Annotated in this window: 15 protein-coding genes and 1 pseudogene; 9 read left to right on the top strand and 7 right to left on the bottom strand. The window is 60.6% G+C overall.

Annotation, left to right across the window (positions count from 1 at the left end; all coding sequences use genetic code 11):
- The first annotated feature begins 6 nt into the window (after window positions 1-6).
- Both K408_RS0130200 and K408_RS0130195 read left to right on the top strand, forming a co-directional pair.
- On the top strand, window positions 7-2,049 hold the full coding sequence (locus K408_RS0130200; protein WP_024342820.1) for an NADPH-dependent 2,4-dienoyl-CoA reductase: 2,043 nt from the start codon (window positions 7-9) through the stop codon (window positions 2,047-2,049).
- A 76-nt stretch (window positions 2,050-2,125) separates the two neighbouring features.
- Complete coding sequence (locus K408_RS0130195) at window positions 2,126-3,208, top strand: IS5 family transposase (RefSeq protein ID WP_024342821.1); 1,083 nt, start codon at window positions 2,126-2,128, stop codon at window positions 3,206-3,208.
- A 137-nt stretch (window positions 3,209-3,345) separates the two neighbouring features.
- Here the strand turns inward: K408_RS0130195 and K408_RS0130190 are convergent, their stop codons facing one another.
- The gene (locus K408_RS0130190) at window positions 3,346-4,179 is read right to left on the bottom strand and encodes an SDR family oxidoreductase (protein WP_245265969.1); all 834 of its coding nucleotides are present in this window, start codon (window positions 4,177-4,179) and stop codon (window positions 3,346-3,348) included.
- A gap of 104 nt (window positions 4,180-4,283) precedes the next feature.
- Between K408_RS0130190 and K408_RS0130185 the strand changes: the two genes are divergently transcribed.
- Window positions 4,284-5,066 (top strand): enoyl-CoA hydratase/isomerase family protein, encoded by a 783-nt coding sequence (locus K408_RS0130185; protein ID WP_024342823.1) that lies wholly within the window; start codon window positions 4,284-4,286, stop codon window positions 5,064-5,066.
- Between the two features lie 3 nt (window positions 5,067-5,069).
- Here K408_RS0130185 and K408_RS0130180 read toward each other — a convergent pair whose 3' ends face one another.
- Window positions 5,070-5,723 carry a TetR/AcrR family transcriptional regulator gene (locus K408_RS0130180; RefSeq protein ID WP_024342824.1) on the bottom strand — a complete coding sequence of 218 codons (654 nt, stop codon included), beginning with the start codon at window positions 5,721-5,723 and terminating at the stop codon, window positions 5,070-5,072.
- Between the two features lie 191 nt (window positions 5,724-5,914).
- On the opposite strand from K408_RS0130180, the pseudogene K408_RS44410 reads away from it, so the two are divergent.
- From K408_RS44410 to K408_RS0130160, 3 genes and pseudogenes are all read left to right on the top strand, one after another.
- Window positions 5,915-6,711, top strand: a pseudogene (locus tag K408_RS44410) (enoyl-CoA hydratase/isomerase family protein).
- A gap of 63 nt (window positions 6,712-6,774) precedes the next feature.
- Window positions 6,775-7,512 (top strand): SDR family oxidoreductase, encoded by a 738-nt coding sequence (locus tag K408_RS0130165; RefSeq protein WP_245265970.1) that lies wholly within the window; start codon window positions 6,775-6,777, stop codon window positions 7,510-7,512.
- A gap of 21 nt (window positions 7,513-7,533) precedes the next feature.
- Complete coding sequence (locus K408_RS0130160) at window positions 7,534-9,045, top strand: AMP-binding protein (protein WP_024342826.1); 1,512 nt, start codon at window positions 7,534-7,536, stop codon at window positions 9,043-9,045.
- Window positions 9,046-9,287: 242 nt separating this feature from the next.
- On the opposite strand, the gene K408_RS0130155 is transcribed toward K408_RS0130160, so the two are convergent.
- From K408_RS0130155 to K408_RS0130135, 5 genes are all read right to left on the bottom strand, one after another.
- Window positions 9,288-10,832, bottom strand: a complete 1,545-nt coding sequence (locus tag K408_RS0130155) for an MDR family MFS transporter (RefSeq protein WP_028146067.1) — start codon at window positions 10,830-10,832, stop codon at window positions 9,288-9,290.
- A gap of 4 nt (window positions 10,833-10,836) precedes the next feature.
- Window positions 10,837-12,003: an HlyD family secretion protein gene (locus K408_RS0130150; RefSeq protein WP_024343402.1), complete on the bottom strand. Its 1,167-nt coding sequence runs from the start codon at window positions 12,001-12,003 to the stop codon at window positions 10,837-10,839.
- Window positions 11,996-12,478 (bottom strand): MarR family winged helix-turn-helix transcriptional regulator, encoded by a 483-nt coding sequence (locus K408_RS0130145; protein WP_024343403.1) that lies wholly within the window; start codon window positions 12,476-12,478, stop codon window positions 11,996-11,998. The genes K408_RS0130150 and K408_RS0130145 overlap by 8 nt, the downstream gene beginning before the upstream one ends.
- Window positions 12,479-12,933: 455 nt before the next feature.
- Window positions 12,934-13,173, bottom strand: a complete 240-nt coding sequence (locus K408_RS0130140; RefSeq protein WP_028139161.1) for an acyl carrier protein — start codon at window positions 13,171-13,173, stop codon at window positions 12,934-12,936.
- Between the two features lie 246 nt (window positions 13,174-13,419).
- A complete protein-coding gene (locus tag K408_RS0130135) occupies window positions 13,420-14,019 on the bottom strand; it encodes a PepSY domain-containing protein (protein ID WP_024343405.1) in 600 nt (199 codons plus the stop codon).
- 594 nt (window positions 14,020-14,613) lie between these two features.
- Between K408_RS0130135 and K408_RS0130130 the strand changes: the two genes are divergently transcribed.
- The 3 genes from K408_RS0130130 to K408_RS0130120 all read left to right on the top strand — a co-directional run bounded on the left by K408_RS0130130 (window position 14,614) and on the right by K408_RS0130120 (window position 17,423).
- Window positions 14,614-15,492 carry an alpha/beta fold hydrolase gene (locus tag K408_RS0130130; RefSeq protein WP_024343406.1) on the top strand — a complete coding sequence of 293 codons (879 nt, stop codon included), beginning with the start codon at window positions 14,614-14,616 and terminating at the stop codon, window positions 15,490-15,492.
- Complete coding sequence (locus tag K408_RS0130125) at window positions 15,489-15,908, top strand: hotdog fold thioesterase (RefSeq protein ID WP_024343407.1); 420 nt, start codon at window positions 15,489-15,491, stop codon at window positions 15,906-15,908. The genes K408_RS0130130 and K408_RS0130125 overlap by 4 nt, the downstream gene beginning before the upstream one ends.
- A gap of 285 nt (window positions 15,909-16,193) precedes the next feature.
- Window positions 16,194-17,423, top strand: a complete 1,230-nt coding sequence (locus K408_RS0130120) for an ABC transporter substrate-binding protein (RefSeq protein WP_024343408.1) — start codon at window positions 16,194-16,196, stop codon at window positions 17,421-17,423.
- Window positions 17,424-17,458 lie beyond the last annotated feature (35 nt).

Below are 17,458 nucleotides of genomic sequence, written 5' to 3'. Positions count from 1 at the left end.
CGCCCGATGACCGGAATGTATCCGAATCTGATGTCGCCGCTGAAGGCGGGCCACACCATGTTGCGCAACCGCATCATCATGGGCTCCATGCACACCCGCCTCGACATGGAGGAGAACGGGCTGCACAAGATGGCGATGTTTCTCGCCGAGCGTGCCAAGGGCGAAGTCGGCCTGATCATCACCGGTGGTTACGCTCCGAATACCGCAGGCCTGATCGAACCTGGCGGCCCGATTCTCACTGAACGGTCGGAGGCCTTGGAACTGCGGCGCGTGACCGACGCCGTGCACCAGCATGGCGGCAAGGTCTGCATGCAGATCCTGCATTCCGGCCGCTACGCGAAGCAGCCGGAATGCCTCGGCCCGTCCGACATCCGCTCGCGCATCAACAAGTTCCCGCCGCGCGCGATGACCACAGCTGAAATCGAGCAGACGATCGAAGACTATGTCCGCTGCGCGATGCTGGCCAAGCAAGCCGGTTTCGACGGCGTCGAGATCATGGGCTCCGAAGGCTACCTGATCAACGAGTTCACCGTGCTGCGCACCAACGATCGCACTGACGAGTGGGGCGGGGCAGAAGAAAATCGCCATCGGCTGCCGGTCGAGCTGGTCAAGCGCGTGCGTGCGGCGACAGGTCCGGAATTCCTGATCGTCTACCGCATCTCCGCCGCCGATCTGGTGGAAGGTGGCGCGACCGGCGATGAAATCGACCGGCTGGCGAAGCGGGTCGAGGTCGCCGGCGCCGATATCCTCAACACCGGCATCGGCTGGCACGAGGCGCGTGTTCCCACCATCGCCTATCCGGTCCCGCGTGCCGCCTGGCGTTTCGCCGCTGCACGGCTGAAGAAGGTCGTCGGTATTCCCGTGGTGGCGTCGAATCGCGTCAACACGCCCGATGTCGCCGAGGAGATTCTTGCGGCCGGCGACAGCGACCTGATCTCGATGGCGCGGCCGATGCTGGCCGACCCGCATTTCGCCCGAAAGGTGCGCGAAGGCAACGCCGACAAGATCAACATCTGCATTGCCTGCAACCAGGCCTGCCTTGATCTGATCTTTTCAAACCGCACCGCGACGTGCCTGGTCAATCCGCGCGCATGCCGTGAGACCGAATTCGACGACGAGCCGGCGGCGAAGCCTCGCAAAGTGGCGGTGATCGGCGGCGGCGCGGCAGGGCTGGCCGCCGCAGCGGAAGCCAGCGGCCGCGGGCACAAGGTCACGCTGTTCGAGGCCAGCGATCGCGTGGGCGGCCAGATCAACCTGGCACGTGCCGTGCCGGGCAAGGTCGAGTTCGAAATGTTGCGTTACTACAGCGGCAAGATATCCGACGGCGGCGTCGATCTGCGTCTCAACACCGCACCCGATGCCGATCAGCTCAAGAAGGAATCGTTCGACGCGGTCGTGGTTGCGTCCGGCGTTCATCCGCGCAGGCCTGACATTGCTGGCATCGACCATCCAAAGGTCGTCTCGTACAGCGATCTCCTGAGCGGCAAGAAGAAGGCCGGGCGTCGGGTGGTCATCATCGGCGCCGGTGGCATTGGCTTCGATGTTGCGGAGTATCTCTGCCATTCGCAGCCCGGCGAAGCGCCGAAGGCGCGGCGGCTGGATTTGGTAGAGTTCCAGGTCGAGTGGAATATCGACGCCAGCCTCGTCGAGGCCGGTGGTTTGAAAGGCGATCCGCTGGCGCCGCGGCAGAGCCCGCGCGAGATCACCATGCTGCAGCGAAAGACCACGCGTCCGGGCGTCAATCTCGGGGTTTCCACCGGCTGGATCTTGCGCAGCAGCCTCGCCAAGCGCGACGTCAAGATCATGGCCGGCGTCACCTATGAGAAGATCGATGATCGCGGACTGCACGTCCTTGTCGATGGCAAGCCGCAACTGATCGAGGCCGACACCATCGTGCTTTGCGCCGGGCAGGAAGCCAATCGCGGGCCGTTCGATGCGTTGCAGTCGGCGGGCGTTGAGGTCCACATCATCGGCGGCGCGAAGGAGGCCGCCGAACTCGACGCCATGCGGGCGGTCGACGAGGGCGTGCGGGTCGGTTACGCGCTCTAGCAGTCTGCTGAAGAACCCCCTCGCCACGGCGAAGGCTTGATGATTCACTTATCATCCCGAATCGGCGGAGACGATCATGCGGGGCAGGTTCACGGATCAGGGCGGCCTGTTTCCGTACATTGCGCCGGATAAGCGTGTGCGAGCGAACCATCCGCTGCGGAAGGTGCGGGAACTTGTCCGGGATGTTTTGAGTGATTTGAACCGCAGCCTTGGGAAGCTCTACGCCAGCGAGGGACGCCCTTCGATCCCTCCGGAGCAATTGCTGAGTGCCCTGCTGCTGCAGGTGTTCTACGGCATCCGCTCGGAACGCCAGTTGATGGAGCAACTGGACAACAATCTTTTGTACCGCTGGTTCGTGGGCCTGTCGCCGGACGATCCAGTCTGGGACCCGACCACCTTCACCAAGAACCGGGAACGGCTTCAGAACGGCGATGTGTTCACGAAGTTCATGTGCCGGCTTCTGAACCATCCGCGGGTCAAGCCGCTGCTGTCGAGTGAGCACTTCTCGGTAGATGGAACGCTGATCGAAGCCTGGGCTTCACAGAAGAGCTTTCGTCCCAAGGACGGCAGCGGCGACGACGACGGCGCCAACTTCCATGGCCAGAAGCGCAAGAACGACACCCATGCCAGTACCAGCGACCCGGACAGCAGGCTTTATCGCAAAGCGGCCGGACGAGAGGCCAGGCTTTGCTATATGGGCCACGCCACCATGGAAAACCGTCATGGGCTGGCGGTGGCCGGCAAGGTCACGCATGCCGATGGCACCGCCGAACGCGGGGCTTCGGAGGCTATGCTGAAGGCGAGACGCAGGGCGGCAGGTCGCCGCATCACGGCCGGTGAGGACAAGGCGTACGATACCGCCGATCATGTCGCCAATCTTCGCGCCATCGGCGTGACGCCGCGTGTGACGCAGAACCAAGCCGTTACCAAAACCGGCAAGACCCGCATCAGCGCCATCGACGAACGTACCACGCGGCATCCGGGGTACGGCATGTCGCAATCACGCCGGGCGATGGTCGAGTGCATCTTCGGATGGGGCAAACAGCATGGCACGATGCGTAAGACCAAGCATCGTGGCATCGCTCGCGTCGCCGCCGACTTCCTGCTAAATCTGATCGCTTACAACCTGATCCGCATCCCCAAACTACTTGCCGCTTAGCCGTCCGTGCCGGGCAGCCCAACGCCTGGCTAAAAAATCACATCCAACTCTGCCGCGTCGTCCCAACAAAGACCGGCGAGAATATAAAATCCCGCTATCTCAAGGTTTTTCAGCAGACTGCTAGGCTACTTCAGCGGTTACTTCGATTTGGGAACCGCCGACTCGCGTTTCGAGAACTTCACCATGTCGATCATCTGGCGTGCGTCATGGGCCAGATGCAGCGTCTCGCCGCCGTCGATGTACCATTCCTCGCCGGTGACGAATTTGCCGAGCGACGAACTCAGAAAGATGATCGCAGCCGAAATGTCGCTGACGTCGCCCATGTGACCCATGATGTTGCGGTTCAGTTTCAGCCACTGCTCGGGTTCGATCGGGTAGTGGTCCATTCCCTCGGTCCGGACGGTGCCGGGCGCGACGCAATTGAGACGGATACCGAATTCTGCCCATTCGAAGGCCAGCGTCTTCATCATGGCCAGCACGCCGCCGCGGGCGGCTGCCGTATGCACGAAGCCGCTGAGGCCGGAGCGGACGCAAGCGGTCACGAAGACGACCGAACCGCCGTGCTCGAACATGAAATGATCGGCGACCGCCTTGGTCATCTGCCAGGAACCGACCAGGTTGTTGCGGATGACGGTCTCGAACCCCTTGTTGTTGAGTTCGCGCGCCGGCGTGACAAATTGTCCGCCGGCATTGTTGACGAGCATGTCGAGCCGACCGAACTCGCTCTTGATCCGCAGCATCGCATCCTCGATCTGCTCGGGCACTCGAATATCGGCCGAGATCGCCACCGCCTTGCGGCCGAGTCCGCGGATTACTTCGGCGCAGTCCTCGATCAGGCCGGGACGGCGGCCGAGCAGGGCGATATCCGCGCCGCAGCGCGCCATTTCGATCGCCGTGGCGCGGCCCATGCCGGTGCCGCCTCCGGTTACCAGCGCGACCCGGCCGCTCAGAAGATCCGACGCAAAACGCATGGCGGGCATTGGCTGCATGACGACCCGATGGCTGAATATCTGTTGTGTTCAAACGCGTGATCGGTATTCTAACAGATGTTAGAAATTAGCGGAAGCGGAACACGATGTCCGAAGAGCCTGTTCTCTATTCGCGCGAAGATGGCATCGCGACCATCACTATCGACCGGCCCGAGCGCAAAAACGCGCTTTCGGTCGAGGCGATGAACGGTTTGACCGATGCGTGGGAGCGGGTTGAGCAGGACCAGCAAGCGAATGTCGTGATTCTGACCTCGACCGACTGCGGTGTGTTTTCCGCCGGCTTGGATCTCAAGCAGGCGGCCGAGATCAGGGCGCGCGACGACGTCGATGTCCTGGCCCTGATGCGCGACCCGATGCAAACAGCCATGCGCGAGGTTTCAAAGCCGATCATCGCGGCGATGACGGGGTCGCTGATGGCAGGCGGCATGCTGCTGGCGCTCAAGTCCGATCTGCGGGTCGGGCTGCGCGGGACGCGCGCCGGGATTACCGAGGTCAAGATGGGGCGTGGCTCGCCCTGGGCGGTCCCGTTGTTATGGATGCTGCCGCAGCCGCTGCTGATGGAGCTGGTGATCACGGGCGAGACAATGCCGATCGAGCGGCTCGCCGCGCACGGCTTCCTCAATTATCTCGAAGACACGCCCGATGCGGTGCGCGCCCGTGCGCTGCAGTTGGCGCGCGCGATCGTCGAAGGCGCGCCGCTGTCGGTGAAGGCCGCCAAGGCCAGCATTCTTGCCGCGATGGATCTTGGCTGCGCCGAGGGCTTGGTCGAGGCCAACCGGCTGCATGTCGAGGCTTATGCGAGCCAGGATGCGATCGAAGGGCCGAGGGCGTTTGCGGAAAAACGTAAGCCGGTCTGGCAAGGAAAGTAGATGTCAGGACTTCTTCACGCCGTCAAAGATCAGGAGTTCGGTGCGTCGCGCCAGCTTCAGCACGGCATCCTTGCTGTCGAGGCTGAACCATTCGATGGTCCAGTTCAGTGCGCCCAGCACGAAGATGCGCAGCGGGACGATCTCGATGTCGGCGCGGATTTCGCCGGCGCGGCGGGCGTCGAGGAAAAGTTTGTCCCAGTATTTGGCGTAGGCCCGACGCAGGGGCCGGTGCGGCTTCTTCAGCGTCTCCGGCAACTGGCCGTAAATCCGGATATTGGCCGAGGTGAAGTCGCCCGCCTCGAGCAGCGCCACCAGATGCGCCTCGATCGCGAGTCCGATCTTGCGCCGATGCGAGACTTTGCCGGCGTCACGATGCGCTTTTTTGACCGCTTCGAACACGCTCGACAATCCGATGTAGAGGACTTCGTCGAGAATCTGCTCCTTGGAGTCGAAATAGTAATAGACGCTGCCGGCCTTGATGTCGGCGATATCGGCGATCTGGCGCAGCGTTGTAGCTGCGTATCCCTGGCGGCGGAACAGCCTTGCCGCCGCAACCAGGATCGAATCGCGTGACTTCTCCGATTTGGAAATGCGCGAGGCGGGAGGCTGTTTCAGCGAGGCAAACGACTTTGATTTTAGAATGGTTGAGGAAGCCAAGATTCGCTTGGAGATACGCTTGTGGGATTTGGAAACCAACGGAGACGGTCGCACCGGGTTCATGTCAAAGCGACTGATAAACGCGATTATTGGCGCAGGCAAGAGATTTCGTCAACCGCCGGACCGATTGTCGCCCTTTGGCAGTTGTTCTGGCCGCTAGACTCGATGAGAGACAACCGCCGGAGCTAAAGATGAACTTGACGACGCCGACGAGGAGTTTCCTCTGCGACATCGTGGACGGGCTCGCTCGCATCGTTTTCAACCGGCCGGATTGGGGCAATCCCGTTAATCGCGTTTTGCCGCGAATTCAGCCTTGCGATGGACGAACTGAGGAGTGCGAAGATGTGCGCGCTGTGCTGATCTCGGCGCGTGGCAAGATGTTCAGCGTCGGCGGCGATATTGCTGCCTTCGAACGGCAGTCCGATTCGCTGCCGTCGCTGGTCAAGCACTGGACCGCGGATCTCCGTACCGCGATCGTCCGGATGAAGCAGATGCGCGCGCCGGTCGTGGTCGCCGTGCACAGCCACGTCGCCGGCGGCAGCGTGTCGCTGGCGGCCGCGGCCGATATCGTCGTGATGGCGAAGTCGGCGCGTATCACGGCCGCGTTCACCAAGATCGGCTTCAGTCCGGATACGGCTCAAACATGACGTTGACGGCACGCATGGGCTCCGCGCGCGCCCAGCGCTTCTTTCTGCTGGCCGAGACGCTGAATGCCGATGCCGTCTTGTCGGCAGGGTTCGTCGATGTCGTGGTCGATGACGACAAGGTGCTTGCGGAAGTAGAACGGATCGGGTGGGAGTGGGCATCGGGTCCGGCCGAGGTCCATGGCGATCTAAAGCGACTGTTCCTGGCGGCGCCAAGCGGGACTTTCGAAAGCCAGTTAGAGGACGAGGCGCAGACCCTTGCGTCAATCGCGAAAACCGCGGATGCGAAGGAGGCATCAAGGCGTTTCGGTAAAAGCGCAGTCCGCGCCTTTCTGGGACGATAACAATACCGACAAGAACGTTAACGGGAGGATCATATGCGTGGACTTGACGGACGGCGGGTCATTTTGACCGGTGGCGCCAGCGGCATCGGTCGGGCGACGACCCTGCGGTTGGCCGACGAAGGATGCGTTGTCGGGATATTCGATCAGAACCTGACGGGCGCCGAAGACACTGTAAAGCTCGCTGCCGGCAAGCCCGGCCGCTTACTGGCCTATCAGGTCGACATCACCGATCGCGACGCCGTCGCAACCGCCACCGACAAGTTTGAGGCAGCCGTGGGGCCGACCGAATTGCTGGCCAACGTCGCCGGCTGGGATATTCCGGTGCCGTTTCTCGATACCAATCGCGCGTTCTGGGACAAGGTGATCGGCATCAACCTCTATGGTCCCCTTAACCTGCACCACGTCGTGGTCAGGCGGATGGTCGAGCGAGGCTTCGGGCGCGTGGTCAACGTTGCGTCCGACGCGGGCCGGGTCGGCTCTTCCGGTGAAGCTGTCTATTCGGCGTGCAAGGGTGGGTTAATCTCTTTCACCAAGACAGTGGCGCGCGAACTCGCTCGCAAGAACATCATCCTCAACGTCGTATGCCCCGGGCCAACCGACACGCCGCTATTCGACGCCTTCACCAAGAGCTCGCCGACTGGCGGCAAGATCGCCGAAGGGCTCGCACGTGCGATCCCGCTGCGGCGGCTCGGCCAGCCGGACGATTATCCGGGCATGATCGCGTTTTTGCTGAGTGACGATGCCGGCTTCATCACCGGACAAACCATCAGTGTGTCTGGCGGTCTGACGATGCATGGCTAAGTCTACGGCGAGGATAGTGCTATGAGCCTGAGAAGCGTGACCTTCGGCGATATCTATCGCCGCAACGCCGAGCTTTATCCCGATCGAATTGCTTTCATCGTCAAGGGCAGGCGGGTGACGCATGCGGAATATCTCCGCAGCATCGAGCGGTTGGCGGGCGGTCTCGCTAGCCTTGGCGTGAAGCCGGGCGATCGCATCGGCATTCTCTCGCAGAACTGCATGGAGATGGTCGAACTGATCGGTGCGGTGGCGCTGCTCGGAGCCATCCTGCTGCCGGTCAATTATCGCCTGCAGCCGGATGAGATCGCCTATGTCCTTGCCGATAGTGCGCCTGTGGTCGTCATTGCGGGCGCCGACTATCACGAGGCGATCGTGGCCCAGCAGGGGTCGTTGCCCTCCGCGCGATATTATTTCGGTATCGGTGCCGCGCATGCCGCGCTGACGCCGTTCTCGCAACTCTCGGAGAGCGATACGCCGCTGCCGTCCACGTCGGTCGATGGCGATGCGGGCTTCATGATCATCCATACCGCGGCCGTCGGCGGCCGTCCGCGCGGCGCGCTGCTGTCGCAGATGGGCATGCTGATGGCGCAGTCTTCGCTGGTCGGCGTTTGGCAACTTAATGAGCGTGACGTAACCCTCGGCGTGCTGCCACTGTTTCATGTCGCGGGCCTCGGGTTAATGCTGACGACGCAGCAGGCGGGCGGCGCCAGCGTGATCTCGGCGAAGCTCGATGCCGCGCAGGCGGCGCGCGACATCGAAGCCGAAAAGGTCACCGTGATGTCCGAGTTCGCGCCGATGCTGGGCGGCATCCTGGATCAGGCCAAGCCGGGCCAATTATCGTCGCTACGTGCAGTGACGGGGCTCGATTCACCGGCAACGATCGAACGGTTCGAACGCGAGTGTCCCCAAGCAGCGTTCTGGGTCACCTTCGGTCAATCGGAGACGTCGGGTCTGGCGACGCTGTCGCGCTACCGCGACCGGCCGAAGTCCGCGGGGCGTCCGCTGTTCTGGCGCAGCATCGCTGTCGTGGATGGCGACGATCGTCCGAGGCCGAGCGGCGAAACCGGCGAGATCGTTGTGCGCGGGCCGACGGTCTTCAAGGGCTACTGGAATCTCGAAGCCGATACCGCGTACACGTCTCGCAACAGCTTGCACCACACCGGCGACATAGGCTATTTCGACGCCGACGGCTATCTCTGGTACGCGGGCCGCGCGCCGGAAAAGGAACTGATTAAGACCGGTGGTGAGAATGTCTATCCGGCCGAGGTCGAGAACGCGATCCGTCAGCATGCTTCCATTGCCGAAGTCGTCGTCATCGGCGTACCCGATCCGCAATGGGGCGAAGCGGTGAAGGCGGTGTGCGTGTTGCAACCTTCGAAGACAACGACCGCGGACGAGATCGTCGATTTCGCGGGCAGTCTCATCGCGCGCTACAAGCGGCCGAAGATCGTGGTGTTCGTCGATAATCTTCTGAAAAACGACGCGGGTGAAATCGATAGAGCTGCCATCAAGACCGCGCACGCGCAGTCATAGGTCCAACTTCCGTGCGCCTGACGCGCGCTTCTTTCGGAGCCCACATTTGCTCCCCTGAAAGCGGTTGACTGATCTGTCTCGACGGCCACTATGGACTGATCGTTGTACCACGTTCCAAAGCGCTGATAGTGCCCTGCGACGCTGACTCGACAAAGGTTGAAATGAGATCTCGCGGAACCTTGTTCGGCCATGGATCGCTAAATACAAAGCAGCCGAGCTCGCCGAGGAGCGGCAGCGTGTCCTCATTCCATCACTGCGTGCTCTGGCCCTGCCGTCTGCTTGCGCAGAGCGGCCTTCGTAGATCCAATCATGATGGCGAGCGGGATCGAGACGAGGATGAACAGCATGACGAGTTGATAGTCTTGTGAGAATGCGATGATCTGAGCCTGAACAGCGACCATCTTGTCCGCCATGGCGCGCCCAGCATCGGTGGACAGGTTGATGATGCCCCTGACATCAGGCATCTCCAGGGCGTGGTTGAACGGGTTGATGTGTTCGGACAGGATCGCATAAGTGCGGCGCGTTCCCTGGGTGAGTTGGGCGATCACGATCGAGATCCCGATCGAGCTTGCGACATTGCGCAACAGCGTCAGCATCGAGGTGCCGTCGGTGCGCAGGTGGTTTGGAAGCGTTAGAAACGAAACGGTGGATAGTGGCACGAAAACAAGGCCAAAACCGAAACCCTGGAAGACGCTGACGGTGACAATCTCCGGAACTTGAGTCATTTCGGTCCAGCCGGTCATCTGGAACAGCGAGCCCGCCGTCAGCGCGAGTCCCGAGATGATCAACGTACGGGCCTCGAAATAGCGCATGAGGCGACCGACCATCATCATGGCCAGGAACGTGCCGAGGCCGCGGCTCGCTAGCAACATGCCGGCGGTAATGATGGGATAGCCGATGACGTTCTGCAGGTAGGGCGAGGCCAGCGCCATGGTGGAGTACAGCACCAACCCCATCACCGTCATGAAGATGCAGCCCGTCACGAAATTGCGATCCTTGAACAGCGCGAACTGGATGAACGGCCGCGCGGTCGTGAAGGAGTGGGCGAAAAAGTAGTAGAAGCCCACGGCCGAGACGATGAACTCGCCAACGATTTCGTTGGATTCGAGCCACCCCAGCTGCTCACCGCGGTCAAGGGCTAGCTGTAAGGACCCGATGGCGACTGCAAGTGCCGCGAAGCCGAAGAAGTCGAACCGAAGCGTGAGATCCTTCTTGGTCTCGTCCATGAAAGCTATCAGACCGAGCACCGTCAGTGCGCCAAAAGGAAGATTGACGAAAAACACCCAGTGCCAGGAATAGGTCTCGGTGAGCCAGGCGCCCAGTGACGGGCCCATGATCGGGCCCATCATCACGCCCATGCCCCAGATCGCCATCGCCTTCGCCCGTTCCTGGAGCGTGTAGGAATCGAGCATCACGGTCTGCGAAAGCGGCACCAGGGCCGCGCCGAACACGCCCTGCAGCAGGCGGAACAGCACCATCTGGTTGATGTCCTGCGCGAGCCCGCACAGCACTGATGCAATGGTGAAGCCGGCCGAGCATATGATGAAGATTCGCTTGCGCCCGTAGCGGTTGGCGATCCACCCCACAGGCGCCGTCATGATGGCGGCAGCGACGATATAGGAGGTCAGCACCCAGTTGATCTGATCCTGCGACGCCGACAGCGTGCCCTGCATGTAGGGCAGGGCCACATTGGCAATCGTGGTATCCAGCGCCTGCATGATCGTTGCGGTCATGGCGCAGATGGTCACCATGTTCCGGCGTAGACCCGGAGGAAGTGGGCCCGACATCAGGTCAGTCCTTGTCCTGATTGGCGGTTGCCGACAGACCGAGCAGGCCCGCGAGCGTGCGCTTATGCCCGGTATCGATGGTGGCGTAGACGCTCATGCCGGCCTTCAGCTTGGCGACGTATTTGTCGTGCTCGTCGAAATAGATCCGCACCGGAACGCGCTGCACCACCTTAACGAAATTGCCGGTGGCGTTCTGCGGCGGGAGGATCGCGAACTGCGCGCCGGTGCCTGGCGAGAGCGAGCCGATCGTGCCCTTGAACACGTGGTTCGGGAAGGCGTCGACCTCAAGCGTGACGGACTGCCCTTCGGTGACGTGGGTGAGATCGCTCTCCTTCGGATTGGCATCGACCCAGGGGTGCGCGACATCGATGATGGAGAAGACGGGCGTGCCGGCTGCAACGTAGCGTCCGAGCTGGATCTGCTCGACCTGCGTCGCCACGCCTTCCATCGGAGCTCGCAGCACCGTGTGGTCGAGATTGCGCTGCGCATCGTCCAGCTTGGCCTTGGCCTGCGCGTAGGGGGGGAATTGCTCCAGCGGCAATTCGGGGTTGCCGAGCAATTGCGTCTTGGCGTTGGAGAGTTGCTGCTTGATGTATTGCGCCTGCCCGCCGGCGGTGACCAATGCCGTCGAGGCGTTGTCGAGGTCGAGCTGCGAGCCAAAATTGCTCTTCACCAGCGCCTGCTTGCGCTCGACATCGCGCTTCTTCAGATCGATGCCCTGCTGGGCCAGATCGAGCATGTCGCCATAGATCTTGATGTTGGCGACGAGGTTGTCGTAAGTGGTGCGGGCCTGCGCGAGCTGCGCCTTGGCCTCGTCCACCGCGAGGCGGAACGGAACGGGGTCGATCTCGAACAGCTCGTCGCCGCGCTTGACCGATTGGCCCTCCTTCACGATCACCTTCAAAATCTTGCCAGAGATGTCGGGCGTCACCAGCACCTTCTGGGCGCCGACATAGGCATCGTCGGTGCTGACATAACGTCCGCCGTGCAGGTAAAATGCCAGTCCGCCGAGTGTGGCAGCAATGGGCAGCACCACCAACAGAAGGGGACGGCGATAACGGCGCAGACCCGCCATCATGCGGCGGCGCGGTTCGGCAGCGACCTTCCTAGTCGGCTTGCCGTCGGGCGCGGCCTTCTGCTCAGGCGCGAATTTGACGACCTGATCAGCCATAGCGCGGCTCCTTGCGTACCTGCTCGGCTCCAGCATTTTGAATTGCGTTGCGCACGTTTTCCTTGATCGCTTCCAGTTGTGTCAAAAGACGGTGGGCGTCCGCCGGGAGAATGCCGTCGAGCGCGGTCGCCGTGAGTTCGGATCGCAGACCGCTCAATTTGCCGAGCAATTGACGTCCAGCTTTCCGAAGATGAAGCCGTTTGATGCGACGATCGTTTGCATCCCCCCGCCGCTCGATCCAATCGCTCTCGCACAGCTTGTCAACCAGCCGCGTCAACGTGATCGGCTGCATCTCCATCTGATCGGCAAGTTCCGCCTGGCTCATGCCCTCGTTGCGCTCCACCTTGGCCAGGACCGCCCACTGCGCCCGGGTGATGCCAAACCGCGCGGCTTCCTTGTCTGCATACACGCGAAGGACGCGTGTCAGCTCGGCGAGAGTAAACAGAAAATTCTGGTCTACAGAACCGCGGCTCATAAGTTCAATCTCCATAACTTTAATATATTATAAGCTAGCTCATATATAGCAGTCAAGCGCCGGCGCCATACAAAATGCCAGGATGTCCAGGCTGGATGAGAGCCAATGGAGTCAGGAGCGATAGTGCGCTGGCGGTGACAGACGTCTGCTCAGCAACAATTTTGTCGATCATTCTCGGCTCGCGATGGGCGCTCTGGCGGTGGTCAGGCGCTCGGCCAAGACCGATTGGGTCGCCGCTGCCGGACGCCGGCCTGCGGTGAAGCCCTTGGTTGCGCGCAAAGCAGGAGGATCGATACGCGATCCTACGGTGGTGTTCGGCAAAGGGAACGATGGCAGTGCAACCTCGCAAGGCGTCGCCTCGCAACGAATTGCCGCAAACCAAAGGAGGATACGCGACCGCGGGCGATCGATCCCCATCGGCCCACCTACGCAACGCCCGCCGTAGGCATAACTGACTACGTCTTTACTTTGCCTTCAAGATACTGCCTCGCGTCTGCCACGGTGACGATCGACTCTGCGACCTCGTCGGGAATCTCGCAGCCGAAGGCCTCTTCGAAGGCTATGATGAGCTCAATTGTGTCAAGGCTATCGGCACCCAGATCCTCGATAAACCGCGCCGAGTCGGTGATCTTTTCCGGCGCAACATTCAAATGCCGGCCAACTATTTCTCTGATCCGATGGCTAAGGCTATCCACGGCTGGGGTCCCCGATCCGGCACCATCGAACATTGCCGCGTATTCCAAAAACGCGTCAAGGGAGGAAGCGGTTCCCTGTAGCCGCCACAAATGAAAGCCGCGGTGAAGCCCACGGGACATTGATCGACGCTGAAGTGGGCCACGCGCCTCGGATCCGCCGTTATTGCGATGTCGACGACTAACGCCGACTGATGAGGACGTTTAGCCGCACCACGGAGCCGGATCATAGGGAAGGCAAGAGAGCGATCATGGACTCCTTGCTCCGGGCGATTCGAGAATAACCTCCTTCAAGTGGTTGCCGCTAACGATCAAGACGAGGAACTGCAGCTTACCATCGTTGTTCAGAAGACTTGCGCCAATCGCCTTTCCGTCTGCGGCCTTCTCCGCGATAAGCACGGCGTCCGACAATTTTAGCCGAACGCTCTCCAGGGCGACGAAGTTATTCCGATCCTCAGTATCCAGATTCTCGAGGGACATGACGGTTTCATGGCCCGCAACCTCTCCGGTCTTCCCGTCGATTGCATTTTCCCAGATCCGAGCTTTACGGGTCGTTCTTACCTTGTAAACGGCAGACCCCGACGAGCTATCGAAGGTGACATCCGCAGCTCTCGACCCCGCGTGCAGTTGCTGCGCGATCGCGATCGCCCGCCGCAATGACACTTTGGCTTCGCGGAAGAGTTCGAGTTCACGTCTAGCCGCATCATTGTCGGCATCCTCTTTGTCGACTTGAACTGCAGCTTGATCCTGCAAGAGAAGCGTCGTTGCGTCGGACCAAACGATCGCCTGCGACGGCGAGCACGCCACGAGCGGCAGGAGAGGAATGAGATACTGGATTGTCTTTGACATCAGCCATATCCGTAATGATCGAGCCCTTACCCATCTAGCCAACTGCTTCCGCGGGCTCGCTGCATCGCGATGTCTTGTATGCAAGACTATCATGAGCTTGCTTGTTTAAGCAAAATGCTCTATTGTTATTTTGGAGACGGCTTAAAACTGTCGCGCGTTGGATGCGGCGCTCGCTTCGTCCATCGTGCAAATAAGAATAGGCGGAAGGGATGCGGGACGCCCTTATGAACCAGAAAGCTGGATCAAGCTGGATACCAATATCCGCGCTAGTTGGCGCTGGGTTGGCCTTCGGGATAGCCGTCGCTATCCTCAGCCTTTTGTGTATCCTTTTTGTATGATGCTACCCTCCACCAATTCCTGCTTCGCAGCAATTCAGCCAGGCTGGATGTTTACAATCAACGCAAAGCGCTTCCACTTGCCAGGAGGACGAGCAATCTGGGCCGAAAAGATCGCGATAAAGTGCGTTGCGCAACGTTCGAACGATTTGGCAGCTGAACCAAGTCGGCATGGCTAAGCGGCGATGGAGGAAAGTGATGTTGAGGTCCTTTGCGGATCATTTAGTCGAGCAACAATTCCTTGGTACCAGGTAGTTACATGACGCCGACGATGCTTGCCGGGTACCAGGGCCACCCGATTGCGGCCTCGATCGAAGGGAGTGAGCAGGCCTTCCCGGTCGTCCTGGCGCACGGCGGAGGGCAGACGCGTCGCGCCTGGAAGGCGATTTCAAAACTTTTGGCAAGCCATGGATTTCGCGCAATCGCAATCGACATGCGAGGGCATGGCGACAGTTCCTGGGCTAAGGACGGAGCCTATGATATCCACGATTTTGCAAGTGATCTTGTGGCGATCGCTAACGCAAGCATCCGAAAGCCGGCCTTGATTGGCGCCTCGCTCGGAGGGCTGGCAGGCATTATCGCCGAGGGCGAGCTTAGCCCTGAGAGCTTTGCATCGCTCACACTGGTCGACATAACCCCGCAAATGGAACCGGAAGGTGTGGCTAGGGTGGTCGGCTTTATGGCCGCGCATGCGCGCGAAGGCTTTGCCTCGCCGGAGGAGGCCGCGCAGGTCATCTCTCAATACTTGCCGCATCGGCAAAGCCGGAAGGCTTCGCCGGGGCTTCAGCGGTATCTTCGTCTGGGGGAAAACGGGAGGTACTACTGGCATTGGGATCCCGCATTCATCGAAGGCGTGATGCAGGCCCGAATAACGGACGTCGAACTCATCGATGATCGACGTGCGGCCTTGAGCGCGGCAGCTTCACGATTGCACTTGCCGGTGCACCTGATCCGGGGAGGGTCTAGCGATCTGGTCTCGCCCGAGGCCGTGGCCCATTTCAGGAGCCTGGTTCCACACGCCCACTATAGTGACATTGCGGACGCCACACATATGGTGGTCGGAGATCAGAACGACGCCTTTGGCCAGGCCATCGTTGAATTTCTGGTTCGTACGCACGGGGCTGAGGTGGCCCGGTGAGTTCGGAGCAGACCAAGCCTTATGATCTCGAGCAATTGCGGGAGCGCCTGCAGGTCGCGCCCTTCCATCGCTGGCTGGGCATCAATCTGGTTACCCTAACCCGGGATGAGCTGATCCTCGAAATGCCTTGGCGCGACGAGATTGTGTCCAATCCCAAGATCGCTTCCGCGCATGGCGGCATTCTTTCTGCATTGATCGACCTGACGGGGCTGTACACGATCCTCGCATTTGGAGGGACAGCGCGCGCGACCATTGATCTGCACGTGGACTTCCACCGACCTGCAACACCCGGCGCGCTGCGCGCAATTGGCCGACCTGTCAAAATTGGGCGTCAAATGAGCGTTGCCGCAACACGAATCGTCAGTGGCGACGGCGCCCTTCTGGCGAGCGGGAGAGGCGCTTATGTTGGCGGCTAGGCTGGCAATTCGCCGTTGTTTGAGCTTGACCAAGATGCCATTCGCTTTGCGTCAGTGCCGACGAGCTGATCGCGGTCAGAAGCTCCGGTGCCACAGCAACTTACCCTTAGGTGCTCGGGTCGGGATCCCGGCCTCAAGTCCTACGCTCGACTCGCCCAGCGGCTTGACAAACGATATGCCTGCTACGTGCTTGGCCTCAGCGACAAGCGCCGAGGCCACCGGAACGTTATGCGGCACCGTCGCGTCACAAGAAAAGATACTCATCGATAATAAAGGGAGATAAAAATGACTGCCGTTACCGACAAATTCGCCGCTGCTTCTATCGCGCTCACCTTGTTGGGTCTCTCGACGTGCACCGCGCTGGCGCAGAAGAGGTACGATACCGGGGCCACGGACACTGAGATCAAGGTCGGCAACATCATGCCCTATAGCGGCCCGGCATCCGCCTACGGTGTGATCGGCAAGACCGAAGAAGCTTACTTCAGGATGGTCAACGACCGCGGCGGCATCAATGGTCGGAAGATCAATTTCGTCACCTATGACGACGGCTATTCCCCGCCGAAGGCCGTCGAACAGGTTCGCAAGCTCGTCGAAAGCGACGAGGTACTCCTCGTTTTCAATCCGCTCGGCACGCCCTCGAACACTGCGATCCAAAAGTACCTCAATTCCAAGAAAATCCCGCAATTGTTCGTCGCCACCGGCGCCACCAAGTGGAACGATCCGAAGCATTTTCCCTGGACCATGGGCTGGCAACCATCCTACCAGAGCGAAGCCCAGATCTATGCGAAATGGCTGATGAGGGAGAGGCCCGATGCGAAGGTAGCAATTCTCTACCAGAACGATGACTTCGGGAAGGACTACGTGAAGGGTACCAGGGACGGCTTCGGAGCCAAGGCCTCCAGCATCATCATGGAAGAAAGCTATGAAGTTTCCGAGCCGTCGATCGACTCCCATATCGTCAAGATCAAAGCCGCCAATCCCGACGTCCTGCTGATCTACACCACGCCGAAGTTCGGCGCCCAGACCATCAAGAAAACAGGCGAACTCGGCTGGAAGCCGTTGCAGATCATGACCAACGTCTCAGCCTCAGTCGGCAGCGTTATGCAGCCCGCGGGCTTCGACAACGCTCAGGGCGTGATATCTGCGGCCTACGCCAAGGATGCAACTGATCCGCAATGGGCCAAGGACTCCGGCATGATGAAATGGTCCGAATTCATCGACAAGTACATGCCGGGAGCTGACAAGACGGACAGTGGCCACGTCTATGGCTACGGGGCCGCCCAGACCCTGGCGAAGGTGCTTGAAATGTGCGGCGACGATCTGACACGCGCCAATGTCATGAAGCAGGCAGCGAGCCTGAAGGAGTTTACCCCTGACACTCTTCTGCCCGGCATCAAAATCAACACCGGTCCGGCCGACTTCGCGCCGATCAGCTCGCTTCAGCTGATGAAGTTTCAGGGCGAGAAGTGGGAGCTGTTCGGCGACATCATCAATGGCGACGTCGCGACAGAATGATGGTCGAAAAAACGCAGCAACGAGCATGCGCTTAG

Origin of the sequence: Bradyrhizobium sp. in8p8 (assembly GCF_000426845.1) — a bacterium.
Lineage (GTDB): Bacteria > Pseudomonadota > Alphaproteobacteria > Rhizobiales > Xanthobacteraceae > Bradyrhizobium > Bradyrhizobium japonicum_C.
This window is presented reverse-complemented; position numbering and strand designations above follow the sequence as displayed.

Coding starts and splice junctions, on each gene's coding strand:
- K408_RS0130155 (WP_028146067.1), bottom strand. CDS start 10,832: ATGTCGGGCCCACTTCCTCCGGGTCTACGCCGGAACATGGTGACCATC.
- K408_RS0130150 (WP_024343402.1), bottom strand. CDS start 12,003: ATGGCTGATCAGGTCGTCAAATTCGCGCCTGAGCAGAAGGCCGCGCCC.
- K408_RS0130160 (WP_024342826.1), top strand. CDS start 7,534: ATGAGCCTGAGAAGCGTGACCTTCGGCGATATCTATCGCCGCAACGCC.
- K408_RS0130190 (WP_245265969.1), bottom strand. CDS start 4,179: ATGCGTTTTGCGTCGGATCTTCTGAGCGGCCGGGTCGCGCTGGTAACC.
- K408_RS0130130 (WP_024343406.1), top strand. CDS start 14,614: ATGACGCCGACGATGCTTGCCGGGTACCAGGGCCACCCGATTGCGGCC.
- K408_RS0130120 (WP_024343408.1), top strand. CDS start 16,194: ATGACTGCCGTTACCGACAAATTCGCCGCTGCTTCTATCGCGCTCACC.
- K408_RS0130195 (WP_024342821.1), top strand. CDS start 2,126: ATGCGGGGCAGGTTCACGGATCAGGGCGGCCTGTTTCCGTACATTGCG.
- K408_RS0130135 (WP_024343405.1), bottom strand. CDS start 14,019: ATGTCAAAGACAATCCAGTATCTCATTCCTCTCCTGCCGCTCGTGGCG.
- K408_RS0130200 (WP_024342820.1), top strand. CDS start 7: ATGACCGGAATGTATCCGAATCTGATGTCGCCGCTGAAGGCGGGCCAC.
- K408_RS0130145 (WP_024343403.1), bottom strand. CDS start 12,478: ATGAGCCGCGGTTCTGTAGACCAGAATTTTCTGTTTACTCTCGCCGAG.
- K408_RS0130185 (WP_024342823.1), top strand. CDS start 4,284: ATGTCCGAAGAGCCTGTTCTCTATTCGCGCGAAGATGGCATCGCGACC.